17 protein-coding genes are annotated in these 13,821 nt (G+C 36.7%); 14 read left to right on the top strand and 3 right to left on the bottom strand.

What is annotated here, in order from left to right:
* The first annotated feature begins 8 nt into the window (after nucleotides 1-8).
* Both ACQKM9_RS18295 and ACQKM9_RS18300 read left to right on the top strand, forming a co-directional pair.
* Nucleotides 9-380 (top strand): fluoride efflux transporter FluC, encoded by a 372-nt coding sequence (locus tag ACQKM9_RS18295; RefSeq protein ID WP_427735821.1) that lies wholly within the window; start codon nucleotides 9-11, stop codon nucleotides 378-380.
* Nucleotides 377-727: a fluoride efflux transporter FluC gene (locus tag ACQKM9_RS18300; protein ID WP_427735822.1), complete on the top strand. Its 351-nt coding sequence runs from the start codon at nucleotides 377-379 to the stop codon at nucleotides 725-727. The genes ACQKM9_RS18295 and ACQKM9_RS18300 overlap by 4 nt, the downstream gene beginning before the upstream one ends.
* A gap of 39 nt (nucleotides 728-766) precedes the next feature.
* On the opposite strand, the gene ACQKM9_RS18305 is transcribed toward ACQKM9_RS18300, so the two are convergent.
* The gene (locus ACQKM9_RS18305) at nucleotides 767-1,747 is read right to left on the bottom strand and encodes a P1 family peptidase (protein WP_427735823.1); all 981 of its coding nucleotides are present in this window, start codon (nucleotides 1,745-1,747) and stop codon (nucleotides 767-769) included.
* A 163-nt stretch (nucleotides 1,748-1,910) separates the two neighbouring features.
* Between ACQKM9_RS18305 and ACQKM9_RS18310 the strand changes: the two genes are divergently transcribed.
* Genes ACQKM9_RS18310 through ACQKM9_RS18320 form a run of 3 tightly spaced genes read left to right on the top strand, consistent with a single transcriptional unit; the run spans nucleotide 1,911 to nucleotide 5,510 of the window.
* A complete protein-coding gene (locus ACQKM9_RS18310) occupies nucleotides 1,911-2,276 on the top strand; it encodes an ArsR/SmtB family transcription factor (protein ID WP_427735824.1) in 366 nt (121 codons plus the stop codon).
* On the top strand, nucleotides 2,236-4,371 hold the full coding sequence (locus tag ACQKM9_RS18315; protein WP_427735825.1) for a heavy metal translocating P-type ATPase: 2,136 nt from the start codon (nucleotides 2,236-2,238) through the stop codon (nucleotides 4,369-4,371). The genes ACQKM9_RS18310 and ACQKM9_RS18315 overlap by 41 nt, the downstream gene beginning before the upstream one ends.
* A 29-nt stretch (nucleotides 4,372-4,400) precedes the next feature.
* Nucleotides 4,401-5,510 (top strand): GNAT family N-acetyltransferase, encoded by a 1,110-nt coding sequence (locus ACQKM9_RS18320; RefSeq protein ID WP_427735827.1) that lies wholly within the window; start codon nucleotides 4,401-4,403, stop codon nucleotides 5,508-5,510.
* A 40-nt stretch (nucleotides 5,511-5,550) separates the two neighbouring features.
* On the opposite strand, the gene ACQKM9_RS18325 is transcribed toward ACQKM9_RS18320, so the two are convergent.
* Nucleotides 5,551-5,706 carry a lmo0937 family membrane protein gene (locus ACQKM9_RS18325; protein WP_427735828.1) on the bottom strand — a complete coding sequence of 52 codons (156 nt, stop codon included), beginning with the start codon at nucleotides 5,704-5,706 and terminating at the stop codon, nucleotides 5,551-5,553.
* A gap of 96 nt (nucleotides 5,707-5,802) precedes the next feature.
* Between ACQKM9_RS18325 and ACQKM9_RS18330 the strand changes: the two genes are divergently transcribed.
* The 9 genes from ACQKM9_RS18330 (at nucleotide 5,803) to ACQKM9_RS18370 (ending at nucleotide 12,037) form a co-directional block, all read left to right on the top strand.
* Nucleotides 5,803-6,111, top strand: coding sequence for a late competence development ComFB family protein (locus ACQKM9_RS18330; RefSeq protein ID WP_427735829.1), 309 nt, complete (start codon nucleotides 5,803-5,805; stop codon nucleotides 6,109-6,111).
* Nucleotides 6,112-6,194: 83 nt separating this feature from the next.
* A complete protein-coding gene (gene mntR / locus ACQKM9_RS18335) occupies nucleotides 6,195-6,614 on the top strand; it encodes a transcriptional regulator MntR (protein ID WP_427735830.1) in 420 nt (139 codons plus the stop codon).
* Nucleotides 6,615-6,640: 26 nt separating this feature from the next.
* Nucleotides 6,641-7,501 carry a CvfB family protein gene (locus ACQKM9_RS18340; RefSeq protein ID WP_427735831.1) on the top strand — a complete coding sequence of 287 codons (861 nt, stop codon included), beginning with the start codon at nucleotides 6,641-6,643 and terminating at the stop codon, nucleotides 7,499-7,501.
* A 252-nt stretch (nucleotides 7,502-7,753) separates the two neighbouring features.
* Nucleotides 7,754-8,683, top strand: a complete 930-nt coding sequence (locus ACQKM9_RS18345; RefSeq protein WP_427735832.1) for a DUF1002 domain-containing protein — start codon at nucleotides 7,754-7,756, stop codon at nucleotides 8,681-8,683.
* A 187-nt stretch (nucleotides 8,684-8,870) separates the two neighbouring features.
* Nucleotides 8,871-9,845 carry a ring-cleaving dioxygenase gene (locus ACQKM9_RS18350; protein ID WP_427735833.1) on the top strand — a complete coding sequence of 325 codons (975 nt, stop codon included), beginning with the start codon at nucleotides 8,871-8,873 and terminating at the stop codon, nucleotides 9,843-9,845.
* Nucleotides 9,846-9,881: 36 nt separating this feature from the next.
* Entirely contained in the window at nucleotides 9,882-10,163 is a 282-nt protein-coding gene (locus ACQKM9_RS18355; RefSeq protein ID WP_038186025.1) for a GNAT family N-acetyltransferase, read from the top strand.
* Nucleotides 10,164-10,298: 135 nt separating this feature from the next.
* A complete protein-coding gene (locus ACQKM9_RS18360; RefSeq protein WP_427735834.1) occupies nucleotides 10,299-10,757 on the top strand; it encodes a DUF4064 domain-containing protein in 459 nt (152 codons plus the stop codon).
* 408 nt (nucleotides 10,758-11,165) lie between these two features.
* Nucleotides 11,166-11,615 (top strand): GNAT family N-acetyltransferase, encoded by a 450-nt coding sequence (locus ACQKM9_RS18365; protein WP_427735836.1) that lies wholly within the window; start codon nucleotides 11,166-11,168, stop codon nucleotides 11,613-11,615.
* Between the two features lie 98 nt (nucleotides 11,616-11,713).
* Nucleotides 11,714-12,037: a hypothetical protein gene (locus ACQKM9_RS18370; protein WP_427735837.1), complete on the top strand. Its 324-nt coding sequence runs from the start codon at nucleotides 11,714-11,716 to the stop codon at nucleotides 12,035-12,037.
* 146 nt (nucleotides 12,038-12,183) lie between these two features.
* Here ACQKM9_RS18370 and ACQKM9_RS18375 read toward each other — a convergent pair whose 3' ends face one another.
* Complete coding sequence (locus tag ACQKM9_RS18375; RefSeq protein WP_427735838.1) at nucleotides 12,184-13,704, bottom strand: acetyl-CoA hydrolase/transferase family protein; 1,521 nt, start codon at nucleotides 13,702-13,704, stop codon at nucleotides 12,184-12,186.
* Between the last annotated feature and the right edge of the window lie 117 nt (nucleotides 13,705-13,821).

A 13,821-nucleotide genomic window follows, 5' to 3' on the forward strand; every position in this document is an offset into this window, starting at 1 on the left:
TTTTATTAATGGTAGAAATAATATCGGTCGCTCTGGGTGGTATGATAGGGGCAATACTTCGCTATAGTGTGACTATAACAGTGCCCACTGAATGGATGTTGTGGGTTGTCAATGGTATGGGAAGTGCCGTATTAGGATTTCTAAACGGGCTATTTATTCGAAATAAACCATCCAATTCATTGCGACTTCTCTTAACAACAGGTGTGTTAGGAGCATTTACGACATTTTCCACTTTTTCTGCGAGTTGGTTTGCTCTCATGCAAACTAACACGTTATTAGCTATCTTATATGCAATTATGATGACAGCTGTTTGCGTTGCTTTAGCCTCTTTTGGTTACTTATGTACAGCACCAAAAGTAAAAGCAGGTGAACGATTATGATTTGGCTATTAATTGTTGCAGGTGGTGGCCTCGGTGCTATCACTCGCTATGGTGTGATAGAGTGGATGAAGCATAAAGAACAACCCTTTTTTATAGCCACTTTTCTTGTGAATAGTGTTGGTTCGCTATTAATGGGGATGGCTTTACATTTAGGAGCGGAGCAAGCGAAGCTTTCTTCATTCTTCACAATTGGCTTTTTAGGAGCATTTACGACATTTTCTACATTTGCTTTTGACGTTGTAAAATTAATAGAAGAACGTGATTATCGTGCAATGCTATTGTATCCAGTACTCACATTATTTGTTGGAATTGTTTTCCTAACCCTTGGATGGCAAATATTCGCATAATATAAAAAGGAAGCTCGGCAAAAATGCCAAGCTTCCTTTTTATAATTGTCCTTTGCTAATCATGCGATTCTTCCGTCCAGTTGTCGCTTCAGCATGTAGTAAAGATTGGTATATAGATTCTTCAGTTGCTTCAATCACTGCTTGGAAAAGGTTATTCATTACGTCTGTATCATCGCGTAATATTGAATATTCTTCAGTCAATGAATTTGATGTGTGTGGAATTGTATATGCATTTGAAAAGCTGATAATAATATCACCACTACCATTATGGATATGTGTACCTGTTCTACCTAAGCCAATGGAAGCACGTTTAGCCAAGCGTTTTAGTTGACGTGCATCAACTGGAGCATTGGTAGCGACAACGATAATGACTGAACCATCTGGTTTGTCGATTTGTTCTTGTTGCCAGTTCGCGAATTTGCATTCATGGGCATTACCAAAGTTCGTTAAGGATAATACTCCAACTGTATATGGTTGATCTTCGTTATCTACAATTCTAGAAGAGGAACCAATTCCTCCTTTGACACCGTAACAAATCATACCTTTACCAGCACCCACAGCTCCCTGTTGAATAGGACCACTCTCAGCGTGTTGGATTGCATTTTGTGCATGCTCTGGTCTAACTGCCATTAAACGCATACTATTTAAATGACTATCGTTACACTCTCCGACAACAATATTAAGTGAACTAGTAGAATCTCCAATTGACGGATTTTCTTGCAACATATGCTGCAAAGTGCCTTCTAAAACTGCACCAACACTAAATGTGTTTGTTAGCATGATAGGTGATTCTAATACCCCCAACTCTTCTATTTGTATAAGACCTGCTGTTTTACCAAACCCATTTAATACAAAACTTGCAGCAGGTACTTTTTGTTCAAATAGATTTTGGTTATGAGGTAAGATGGCTGTTACACCAGTGCAAATTGTATCTACTTCATCTATCTTTTTATGTAGTGTTACATGGCCAATATGTACATTTGGGACATCCGTTATAGCATTCCATCGCCCTTTATTCATAACTAATCTCTCCTAACAATCTTTCTGTTAATTATATTGAATATTCTGCAAATGGACAATAGGGAAAATGTCTTTAACAATCAAACAGACATTTGAATAATATATGTAAAAAATGTATACTGTTATCAACAATCAAATGGATGTTTGAATGAAGGGGTGCAAAATGCAAAAAGACATGTGTGAAGTAACTAAAGTACATGAAGAAGCGGTAGAGCGAGTACAAAGTCAAATTCCTGAATTGCAGAAGTTAGCCCAATTCTTTAAAGCATTTTCAGATGAAACACGACTAAAGATTTTATATGCATTAACAATTGAAAAATCATTGTGTGTCTGTGATGTAGCAGCCATTATAGGTTCATCTACGGCCACGGCTTCACATCATTTACGCTATTTACGTGATAATTCTTTAGCAAAATCGCATCGCGAAGGAAAACTAATTTATTATGAACTTGCGGATGACCATGTTGAACAGCTTGTGAAAATTGCTTATGAACATTCGAAAGAAGGGGATTGCATTGAAGAAAAGTGAGCAACAGGAATATCGATTGCAGAATTTATCTTGTGCAAGTTGTGCACAAAAGTTTGAGAAAAACATTCAAAATATCTCTACAGTAGAAGACGTACAATTGAATTTTGGGGCAGCTAAGCTCACTGTTATAGGAGAAGTATCAATAGAGCAACTTGAAGAAGCAGGTGCTTTTGATGGTATAAAAGTTAAACGTGCAGATGATAGAAGGATTGAGAAGAATATCCCCTTTTTTAAAAAGAAAGAAAATATCTTAGCTGGTATTTCTTTAATATTCGTTTTAGCAGGCTATTTCGTAGCATCTTTTAAAGGCGATGATTATTTACCAGCAATTGCGCTATTTTTATTAGCCATAGTGATTGGTGGATACGATATTTTCAAAACAGGATTTAAAAATTTATTCCGGTTAGAATTTGATATGAAAACGTTAATGACGATTGCGATTATTGGAGCTGCAATAATAGGTGAATGGCAAGAAGGGGCAGTTGTTGTCTTTTTATTTGCTGTTAGCGAGGCATTAGAAGCGTATTCAATGAATAAAGCGAGACAGTCAATTAGTAGTTTGATGGATATTGCACCAGCAACCGCAATGGTACGCAGAGGAAATCAATTAGTAGAACTTGCTACAGAGGACATTCTAATTGGTGATATTTTAATTGTAAAACCCGGTCAAAAGATTGCCATGGACGGTAAAGTACAAAGTGGTATTTCAAGTGTTAACCAAGCTCCAATTACGGGTGAATCCATTCCAGTGAAGAAAGAAACAGGTGACGAAGTATTTGCTGGAACATTGAACGAAGAGGGCGCTTTAGAAATTGTTGTTACGAAGCATGTAAAAGATACAACGATTGCGAAAATTATTCATTTAGTAGAAGAAGCTCAGGCAGAAAAAGCTCCTGCCCAAAAGTTTGTAGATCAGTTTGCAAAATATTACACACCACTGATTATTTTAATCGCTCTATTAGTGGCATTTGTCACACCACTATTTTTGGGAGATTGGAATCACTGGATTTATCAAGGATTGGCTGTTTTAGTAGTAGGTTGCCCATGCGCACTTGTTATTTCAACCCCAGTGGCTATCGTTACTGCAATTGGAAACGCAGCAAGACAAGGAGTTCTCATAAAGGGTGGAGTTCATCTAGAGCAACTGGGGCGTTTAAAAGCAATTGCGTTTGATAAAACAGGTACATTAACGAACGGCGTTCCTGAAGTAACAAATGTATTAGTAGCCGATCATATAACGGAAGAAACTTTGATTCGTTTAGTAGCTGCAGTGGAACAGTCATCACAGCATCCATTAGCTCGAGCGATTTTACAATATGCTAAAGAACATAAGGTACAACCAGCTATTGCTGAGCAATTCCAATCTGTTACAGGTAAGGGAGCGTATGCAGAAATAGAGGGTGTACGTATTTCTGTAGGGAGTTTAACATGGATTCAAGACACCGTAAGTGTTCCTCAAGCTATGCAATCAGCTATTAACAATCTTCAAAAAGAAGGGAAGTCTGTCATTGCTGTAATGTCTGGGGAAACTTTTCTTGGTTCTATAGCAATAGCGGATAAAGTTCGTAGTAATAGTGTAAGTGTTATTCAAAAACTTCGCGCCAATGGTATTGCACATACTGTCATGCTAACTGGTGATGCTGAGCCCACAGCTCGAGCGATAGCACAGGAGCTTCAGTTAACAGATATCCGTGCTGGACTATTACCTGAAGATAAACTACAAGCAATGAAGGAATTACAGTCACAGTATGGTTCTGTAGCTATGGTTGGTGATGGTATAAATGATGCTCCTGCTTTAGCAAATGCAACAGTTGGTATTGCGATGGGTGGTGCTGGTACAGATACGGCATTAGAGACAGCTGATGTCGCATTAATGGCTGATGATCTTGAAAAGTTGCCATATACGATAAGACTTAGTCGAAAAACGTTGCGAATTGTTAAAGAAAATATTATGTTTGCATTAGGGCTAAAATTGATAGCGTTACTTCTAATAATTCCAGGATGGTTGACACTTTGGATTGCTATCTTTGCAGATATGGGTGCAACCCTACTAGTAGTATTAAATTCGTTACGTTTAATGCGCATGCAGAAATAACGGTATCGTGTAATCGGAGGTCGAGTGTTGTGAAACTAATAGAGTGGACAATGGAGGAACAGGAACAGTTAATTCATTTTATGACGATGAATACGTGGCCATATCACGTCAATTCTCATCCTGGTCGTGAACTAATTGAAAAGGCGATTGATGAGGGTGGTTACGAATCAGAAGATGTGAAGACGTTCTGGTTAGAAAGCGATGAAGGTGAAAAGGTAGGTATGGTGAAAATCTATGATCTACAAGATGAAATACCCCTTTTTGACTTACGTATTGCGGAGAATTGGCGAGGATTAGGGCATGGAACTGTTGCATTAAGACTTATATCAGATTATGTATTTCGTATGCCTGAAAAGAAAATTCGTCTTGAAGGGCATACACGACAAGATAACTTCCCCATGCGCAAAACGTTTGAGCGTGCTGGTTTCTTAAAAGAAGCACATTTAAGACAGGCATGGTTTGTGCCAAAAGAGTATGCATATTACGATGCTGTCACATACGGCATCACTCGTGAAGACTTTTTTGAAGGTAAAACAACGCCTGTTAGTTGGGACGATGAAAAAGTGAAAGAGGAAGTTCGTTTCGAAAAAAACTGGGATTTCCCTAACTCATTTAATTCTGAAAGATTGATTATACGTATGCCTCTTATGGAAGATGCCGAAGTAGTTTGGGATTCGATTATTCAATCAGCAAATTCATTAAAACAGTATATGCATTGGGCGCAAAATTTGCCTAAATCTGAAGAGACAAGAGAGAATATTCGACTAGCTATTGCAGATTTTTTAGCTAGAAAAGAATTAAGATTGCATATATTTTTGAAAGAAACAGGGGAGTTTATAGGCAGTTCTGGTTTACACAAAATCGATTGGGATATTCCGAAATTTGAAATTGGCTATTGGTTGGATGTACGGTTTGAAGGTAAAGGCTATATGACAGAAGCAGTCGAGCGAATTACACAGTTTGCTTTTGAAGAATTACACGCAGCACGTATAGAAATTCGTTGTGATACTGAAAATATTCGTAGTCGGGCTGTTGCTGAACGAGCACAGTACGAGTTAGAGGGCATCTTTAAAAATGATTCACTTTCTGCTAACGGTAAAGCACTGCGAGATACTTGTATATACGCGAAAACACAATAAAAAACGAATGCCAATGCGTTTACGCATTGGCATTCGAATGTTATAATGATTTCCTTCCTGCCAGTAACTGAACGAAGAACAGAATACCTGCAAGAACTAAGATAATGTGGATGAGACCGCCGCCGATTTTAAAAAGTAAGCTAAATACCCAAATTACGATTAAAATACTGATAATCCACCATAGCAGTTTCCCCATTAGGAACACCCCTTTTGTTGTTATGCATAAACAATTCCCCCTTATTAAAAACCTAAACATAAGGGAATTGTCGGAAGTAATTGAAGGAGAGATAATATGACGGAACAAACGGAACCTTCGCCAGTTACAGAAGAAGCACAATTGTTGAACGTAACTGAAGAAATCGTGCGGGGACTTGTGTCGTTTACCATTCATGGTCCTGACTATCCAACATTTTGTCGCTGTCAAAAATGTGAATTAGATATTTGTGCTATTACGTTAAATCATTTAGATAATCATTTTGTGACAACAAAAGAAGAACGTGAGAAAGTGTACGTTATCTTAAAGACACCCGATAGTATCGAACAAATTAATAGACAAATTATTCATGCTATTCATATTGTCAGCCATAAATCTGGACATTAAAAGACAATCCTCTGTAATAGGTTACGTTTTATTAGTGCTTGTAGTAAACTATAGAGTAGGATATGGAAAGAGAGGGACATGAGATGCCGACACCGAGTATGGAAGACCACATCGAACAAATATATTTACTAATTGATCAAAAGGGCTATGCACGCGTTTCGGATATCGCTGAAGCATTGTCAGTTCTTCCTTCCTCTGTTACCAAAATGGTTCAGAAGCTTGATAAAGATGGATACTTAGTGTACGAACGTTATAGAGGCCTCATGTTGACCCCTAAAGGCTCCAAGCTAGGCAAGCGTTTAGTAGAACGACATGATCTACTAGAGAATTTTTTAAGACTAATTGGTGTAGATGAAGAACGAATTTACAATGATGTTGAAGGAATCGAGCATCATTTGAGTTGGAATTCCATAGACCGTATTGCAGATCTTATACAAGTAATGGAAGAAAATCCTACATTTATTCAACAGCTTGAGGAGTTAAAAACTCAGCAAAGTGAATGATATGTCATATGAAGGGAGCTAGATGTATGGCAGAATTACAATCAGGCGATATCGTTAAACTATTTGTGAAAGAAAAACAAGATTCAAAGTATATTCTTACTAATGATTTTGTTGATATTCCACTGAATATTTCGGAAGTAACGGAGCCTTTAGAATTAAATAGTAAAATTGAGGTATTTTTATTCGCTGACCGTAGAGGAAATCTATCAGCTACAACAGCTATACCTCATATCAATAAAGATGAATTCGGCTGGGCACGCGTATTACATGTAAAAGATCGTGATGGTGCTTATGTTGATATTGGTACTTCAAGAGAAGTATTAGTACCGGCGGAAGATTTACCGAAGCTTAAGCCACTATGGCCAGAGCCGGGTAATCATTTATTCATCACGTTGCGCACAGACCGTGATGGAGGTTTATTCGGACGCCTTGCAACAGAAGAAAAGGTATTGGAAATGTATGAAGATGCAGAACCAGAACTTTTCAACCAAAATATCATTGCTCGACCGTATCGTTTATTACCAGTTGGAACTTTCCTTATTGGCGTAGATAAACCTTATCGTGTTTTCGTACACGAGTCAGAGCGTAATGCAGAGCCTCGCCTTGGTACAGATATCTCAGTACGTGTAATTGAAGTGAAAGAAGATGGTACGATTAACGCTTCAATGTTACCACGTAAGTACGAACGTCTATCGGATGATGCTGAAAAAATCTTCGCTTACTTACAAGAAATTGGCGGTAAAATGCCATTCGGAGATAAATCATCGCCTGAGGAAATTAAAGAGATGTTCCATATGAGTAAAGCAGCATTTAAACGTGCTTTAGGAACATTAATGAAAGCCGGCCGAATTACACAAGTAGATGGCTGGACAGAAATTAAAGAATAAAATTGATGGAGCAGAAGTAGAAAGTTTCCATACTTTCAGAAACTTTTTGCTCCTTTTTTTCGTATTAATACATAGAGGTGAGAAAATAAAATTAAAGTGTACCGCAATTGCCATCAAAATAATGCAATGATGTAGTTACATGATTAGTTTTCCTATGTCTCATTACTAATAATTGTTCTTGAACGCATCATTATGAAAAAATCGATTCTAATAATGTATATGAATGACATGTATATGAAGGAGGAAGAAGAGATGAAGAAATTTTTAGCCGTTTTAACAGCTATGTTTTTAACAGTCTCAGTTGTAACACCATCTATTAGTTTTGCAAGCACAACTGATACTTCAACAAAAAAAGGGATTAATGAAAAATTAGGAGTGCCAATCGTTGTTTATGGTGGTAACCTATCAGATACAGAGAAAGAAAGCGTGAAGAAAAGTCTAGATGTAGCAAGTGAAGCGGAAGTAGAAGAGATTACAGTAACAGGTGCGGATTTAGTGAAATACATCTCAGATGGTGATGCACGTTCTCGCATGTATTCATCAGCGAAGATTACGCGTAAAGATGCTGGATCAGGATTAGTCATTAATATCGTAACACCACAAAATATTACGCAAGTTACATCAGATATGTATGCAAATGCTATGTTAACAGCTGGTATTGAGGACGCTGTAGTAGAAGTAGCCGCTCCTAAAGCAGTTACAGGACACTCTGCACTTGTAGGTATTTATAAAGCATATGAAGTGACAACTGGCGAAAAGCTAGACACAGAACGTACAGATGTGGCGAATGAAGAGCTTTCTGTTGCAACGGACTTAGCACAAAATTCAGGTGTTGACGATGAAAAAGTAAGCCAACTATTAACTGAAATTAAAAAGCAAATTGCAGAACAAAAACCAGCAACAAAAGAAGACGTTGAAAAAATAGTAAACGAACAACTTAGTAAATTAGAAATTAATTTAAGCGATCAAGATCGCCAACTACTAATTGATCTAATGAATAAAATCAGTAACTTAGATATCGATTTTAGTAAATGGGGAAGTCAACTAGAAGACTTAAGTAGTACATTAAAAGATAAATTAGGTAGCATTTCAGAAGACATTAATAGTGATACAGGCTTCTGGGCAAGTGTAAAAAACTTTTTCCAAAAAATAATGGACGGCATTAGTGGTATTTTTAACTAAGTGCTGATAATGCCAATTTAAAAGACTACTCCGTACCAAAGGTATGAAGTAGTCTTTTTGTGTGGTGGAAAATTAACTGAGCATTGTAATTGCAATAGAAATAGTAGAGTGATAATATGTGTTTAATAAATATCTCGAAATCGAGATATATTTAAAGGGATTTTTTATATAATAGGAGGCATTTGATATGTCATTACATTTAGCAGGAATTCACCATGTTTCAGCAATTACAGCTAGCGCAGAAAAAAACCATCATTTTTTTACAAAAATTTTAGGGATGCGTCTTGTGAAAAAGACAGTTAACCAAGACGATACATCTTCATATCATTTATTTTACGCAGATGCAGTCGGTACACCTGGATCAGATATGACGTATTTCGATATTCCAGTAGCAGGTCGCACTTATCCGGGTGTTTCAAGTATTAACAACACAGCTTTTCGAATAAAATCTAAAGAAGCATTACAATATTGGTTGAATCGCTTTAAAGAATTAGAAGTAGAGCACGATGAAGTGCTGGAGCGCTTCGGTCGCCAAACTTTAACATTTCGTGATTTTGAAGGCTCACGATTAATGCTTGTAGTAGACAATGGGGAAGGTGTACCTTATGGAAAAGCATGGACAGAAACGGATATACCAGCAGAGTTTGCAATAGTTGGGTTAGGACCTGTAACATTAACTGTCCATATGGCAACGCCAACTGAAACCGTATTATCGAAAGTTTTGGGGTTTGAAAAAGTGGGAACATATCCATCAGCAATACCTAATATGCCAGATATTATTGTCTATACGACAGGTGAGGGTGGTGCAGGTGCTGAAGTGCATATTGAAGAACGAACAGACCTTCCACGTGAACGTCCAGGTAGAGGAAGCGTACACCATGTTGCTTTCCGAGTAAATACTTTTGAAGAATATGATTTATGGGAAGAAAAATTGAGAGAGCATGGTTTCCATACTTCAGGCAAAGTAGATCGCTTTTATTTCCGGTCAATTTATTTCCGTGAACCAAACGGTATATTATTTGAATTAGCAACAGATGAGCCGGGCTTTACATCAGATGAGCCTCTTGAAACTTTAGGAGAACAATTAGCATTGCCACCATTCTTAGAGCCTCAACGTGAAAAAATTGAAGCGAAATTGCGACCGCTAACACTGTCAGAATAAATTGTGCTACACTAAATTAAAAAAGGGGTGTGTAATATGGAATTTCAATTAAATAATCGTGGTAACGAAGAATTCGCTTTTGAGTACAAAGAAAATGATGAACTATTAGCGGAAATTTGTTGGACGAAATTAGGGGATATTATGGTTGTTGACCATACATTTGTGTCTGAAAAATTACGTGGACAAGGTGTTGCTAAGAAACTATTAGATCGTGCAGCTGATTATGCTAGAGAAAAAGATTTCAAGATTGAAGCTGTTTGCACGTATGTAGTAGCCGCTTTTGAAAAATCAAACGCATATGATGACATTAAAGTATAATTACTTTCATACAATTAAATATTAAGTTTAACGAAACAGCTCACTGAATATTTAGTGGGCTGTTTTTAATAAAAGTGAAACCAAATTAAAGGGAAACCGTATAGTAAGTAGAAATGATAATTAAGAGGTGATTAGATGAAGAGAACTGGAGAATTGGCTTTAGGTATTATTGGTTCTGTTTTTAATGTAATTGTAATTATTGCGCTTGCTATAATGATGTTCGGTATCTCAACATTTGCGAATGATCCAACATTCACAGATGAAGTATTGTCAGATATGCAGAAAGATCCGAATTTAACTTCAGGACAGATTGAAGCGGCAACTACTTTCATCGATAATATGCCAACTTATTTAAATGCATTTGGATGGCTTGGCGTTGCTCTATTAGTAGTATCGCTTGTGTTTGGCATTTTAGGTGTTGTGTATATTAGAAAAAGTGATAAACAAAATGTAGCAGGCACTTTCTTTATATTAGCAGGTGTATGTGCAGGGATTATCTCGCTAACAGCAATTCTATTTTATATTGCTGCAATCATGAGTTTTGTAAGAAAACCAAAAGTTGAAGAAATTGATACTTTTTATGTAAATGAATAGAACAAAAGAGCTCTCAGTAAAAAAACTGAGAGCTCTTTTTATTTATTGGTGAAAAAGTTTTCCTTCCACTATATTCAAAAGCATATGGTAAACATCTTTAGGTATTTCTTGTAGGTTAAGATTGGGTTCGTAAATCTGTTTATGCGTTAGCATGGCAAGAAATGAACCAATTAATCCTACTAGAAACGCGTTTGTTATTGTAGTAATAAGATGGAAAGTAATATTTAGTATCTCTAGGTGGAATGTTTTTAGAGAACTCTAAATTGTTTTTGAAAATGGTGAAAAAAAGTGATATGAACTATTCTTGAACCTATTTCTAAATTGTCCGATTTTTTTATTTATTTAGCAGTGATTGGGTCGAAAAGGTATAGAAAATATGAAATAATGAATACTAAGGAGTGATATATAATGGCTTGGAAAGAACAGACATTTGACGAGTTAACAACAACGGGTCTATACCGCATATTACAATTACGCATAAACGTATTTGTAGTTGAACAAAAGGCATATTATGCAGATCTGGATGACCATGATCAAAATTGTGTACATGTAACGTATGAAAAGGATGGCAAACTAATTGCTTATTCACGAGTTCTACCACCAGGCGAAAAATTTGAAATGGCCTCATTTGGACGAGTAATCGTTTTACCAGAAGCCAGAGGAACAGGGCTAGCACAAGAGCTCATAACAAGAGTGATGGCAATTCTAGAACGCAATTGGCCTGAAGCAGACCTATTTATAGAAGCTCAAGCCTATTTACGAAAATTCTACAGTGCTTTTGGGTTTGAAGCTGTTTCGGAGGAATATATTATGGAATGTTTGCCTCATATTGATATGGTGTGTAAACGAAAAAAATAGTATTTTGCAAGGTGAATTGAAATGTCATGTTTAGTTATTTGGATAAAAGGTAAATAACATAGTATGATGGAACAAAATATTGGAAGGAATGATGTTCAATGGCAAAAGGTAAATCTTTAGTTATCGCTGGTATAGCAGCAGGTGCATATGCATATTTCCGAAAAAAAGAAAACCGTGATAAAGCGGTAGTTGCATTTAATAATACAAAGGTAAAAGTTAATTCATTTATTGAAGCGCAAAAACACAATTATTCTGATTTAACTGAAGCTGGACACCCGAACCCTTATGATGAGGGTGATTCTAGAATGGTAGATGAAGGTGCGCTAACAAGCGTTCAATATTACAATGCTGAAGTGCATGGTGATGGACAAGGTAATTCATTTGATGATCCAGAACAGCCTGCAGATGATAAAAAAGAATAATATTGTAAAAGCCAACCGCCAACCGTAATTGATTTGCGGTTGGCTCTCTTTTTTTGTATCAATGAATACAAAAAAGAGGAGCCCAAATCTTCGGAATTTCAAAGATTTGAACAACCTCTTATAATAAGCAATTTAGAACTGAATTATTATTTTACTTCTTCAAGTTCTGGAGCTAACATTTGACCGTGTTTAGCAAGGTTTGTATGGAATTCAAAAGCCTTTTCTAATACGTGAGGAGTTTGTCCCCCACGTGCATTAGCTTCTTCTACATATGCATTTAATGCAGCTTTGAATTTAGGGTGAGCACAGTTTTCGATAATAAGTGTTGCACGTTCACGAGGAGCAAGTCCGCGTAAATCAGCATAACCTTGTTCAGTTACAATTACATCTACGTCATGTTCTGTATGGTCAACGTGAGAAACGAATGGTACTACTGAAGAAATTTTGCCACCTTTAGCGTATGATTTAGTAACAAAGATAGAAACACGAGAATTACGTGTAAAGTCTCCTGATCCACCGATACCATTCATCATTTTCGTACCGCTTACGTGAGTTGAGTTCACGTTTCCGTAAATATCAAGCTCAAGAGCAGTATTAATCGCGATTAGTCCCATACGACGGATTAATTCTGGATGGTTAGAAATTTCTTGTGGACGTAATAATACTTTTTCTTTGTATTTTTCTAAATTGTGATAAACAGATTCCATTTTCTCTTGAGAAAGTGTTGTAGAGCAACCACTAGCAAATTTTACTTTACCAGCATCGATTAAGTCGAATACAGCATCTTGTAAAACTTCAGAGTAAACCTCTAAATCTTTGAATTCAGAATCTAACATACCGTGAAGTACAGCGTTTGCAACTGAACCAACACCAGATTGCATTGGAGCAAGTTCTTCAGTTAAACGACCTTCTTTAATTTCATTACGTAAGAAACCTAGTAAGTGAGAAGCGATTTGGTCTGTTTCAGCATCTGGTGGTACGATTGCAGATTCAGAGTCTTCTTGATTTGTAATGACAATACCAGCAACTTTATCTAAATCTAAAGGAATACCGATTGTACCAATACGATCAGAAGCATTTAACAATGGAATTGGACCACGTTCACCTTGGTTATCTGGAATGTAGATATCGTGCATACCTTCAAGAGCTGGATAAGAAGCAAGGTTTAACTCGATAATTACTTTATCTGCCGTTTTAACGAAAATTGGTGAGTTACCAACAGAAGTAGTTGGAATTAACATACCATCTTCGGTAATTGCTACTGCTTCAATGATAGCTACATCCACGCCTTTCATAGCGCCTTGACGTAAGTACTCAGCAGTAATAGATAAATGTTGATCGATATAGTACATATCACCATTGTTAATGTGTCCACGCATAGCGCTATCAGATTGGAAAGGTACGCGTTTACCAATAATACCAGCATCAGACATAATAGTATCGATATCTGATCCTAAAGATGCACCTGTATATACATCAACTTTGAACTTTTCGTTTTTAGAACGCTCTACTAAAGCCATTGGTACTGCTTTTGCATCCCCTGAACGTGTGAAGCCACTTAGACCTAGTGCCATACCATCTTGAATAAAAGATGCAGCCTCCTCAGCTGTAATTACTTTTTTCGCAAGTTCTGCATGACGAAGTCTTTCTTCGATTTTTACTGTCATTACTATCATCCTCTCTGCTTAATGAATGCTTTTTGATCATTATTACATAAAATTTCTATTTCTATAAAATAGCCAGGAATGAAGATTATACCTATTTTTTATATTATCATCGAATTG

The sequence above is a fragment of the Viridibacillus sp. NPDC093762 genome, from assembly GCF_050279675.1.
Lineage (GTDB): Bacteria > Bacillota > Bacilli > Bacillales_A > Planococcaceae > Viridibacillus.

What these genes read in the sequence shown, in the direction of transcription:
- ACQKM9_RS18365 (WP_427735836.1), top strand. Translation starts at nt 11,166, where the DNA reads ATGGCTTGGAAAGAACAGACATTTGACGAGTTAACAACAACGGGTCTA.
- ACQKM9_RS18350 (WP_427735833.1), top strand. Translation starts at nt 8,871, where the DNA reads ATGTCATTACATTTAGCAGGAATTCACCATGTTTCAGCAATTACAGCT.
- ACQKM9_RS18325 (WP_427735828.1), bottom strand. Translation starts at nt 5,706, where the DNA reads ATGGGGAAACTGCTATGGTGGATTATCAGTATTTTAATCGTAATTTGG.
- ACQKM9_RS18310 (WP_427735824.1), top strand. Translation starts at nt 1,911, where the DNA reads ATGCAAAAAGACATGTGTGAAGTAACTAAAGTACATGAAGAAGCGGTA.
- mntR (WP_427735830.1), top strand. Translation starts at nt 6,195, where the DNA reads ATGCCGACACCGAGTATGGAAGACCACATCGAACAAATATATTTACTA.
- ACQKM9_RS18355 (WP_038186025.1), top strand. Translation starts at nt 9,882, where the DNA reads ATGGAATTTCAATTAAATAATCGTGGTAACGAAGAATTCGCTTTTGAG.
- ACQKM9_RS18305 (WP_427735823.1), bottom strand. Translation starts at nt 1,747, where the DNA reads ATGAATAAAGGGCGATGGAATGCTATAACGGATGTCCCAAATGTACAT.
- ACQKM9_RS18375 (WP_427735838.1), bottom strand. Translation starts at nt 13,704, where the DNA reads ATGACAGTAAAAATCGAAGAAAGACTTCGTCATGCAGAACTTGCGAAA.
- ACQKM9_RS18340 (WP_427735831.1), top strand. Translation starts at nt 6,641, where the DNA reads ATGGCAGAATTACAATCAGGCGATATCGTTAAACTATTTGTGAAAGAA.
- ACQKM9_RS18330 (WP_427735829.1), top strand. Translation starts at nt 5,803, where the DNA reads ATGACGGAACAAACGGAACCTTCGCCAGTTACAGAAGAAGCACAATTG.
- ACQKM9_RS18295 (WP_427735821.1), top strand. Translation starts at nt 9, where the DNA reads ATGGTAGAAATAATATCGGTCGCTCTGGGTGGTATGATAGGGGCAATA.
- ACQKM9_RS18345 (WP_427735832.1), top strand. Translation starts at nt 7,754, where the DNA reads ATGAAGAAATTTTTAGCCGTTTTAACAGCTATGTTTTTAACAGTCTCA.
- ACQKM9_RS18360 (WP_427735834.1), top strand. Translation starts at nt 10,299, where the DNA reads ATGAAGAGAACTGGAGAATTGGCTTTAGGTATTATTGGTTCTGTTTTT.
- ACQKM9_RS18370 (WP_427735837.1), top strand. Translation starts at nt 11,714, where the DNA reads ATGGCAAAAGGTAAATCTTTAGTTATCGCTGGTATAGCAGCAGGTGCA.
- ACQKM9_RS18315 (WP_427735825.1), top strand. Translation starts at nt 2,236, where the DNA reads ATGAACATTCGAAAGAAGGGGATTGCATTGAAGAAAAGTGAGCAACAG.
- ACQKM9_RS18300 (WP_427735822.1), top strand. Translation starts at nt 377, where the DNA reads ATGATTTGGCTATTAATTGTTGCAGGTGGTGGCCTCGGTGCTATCACT.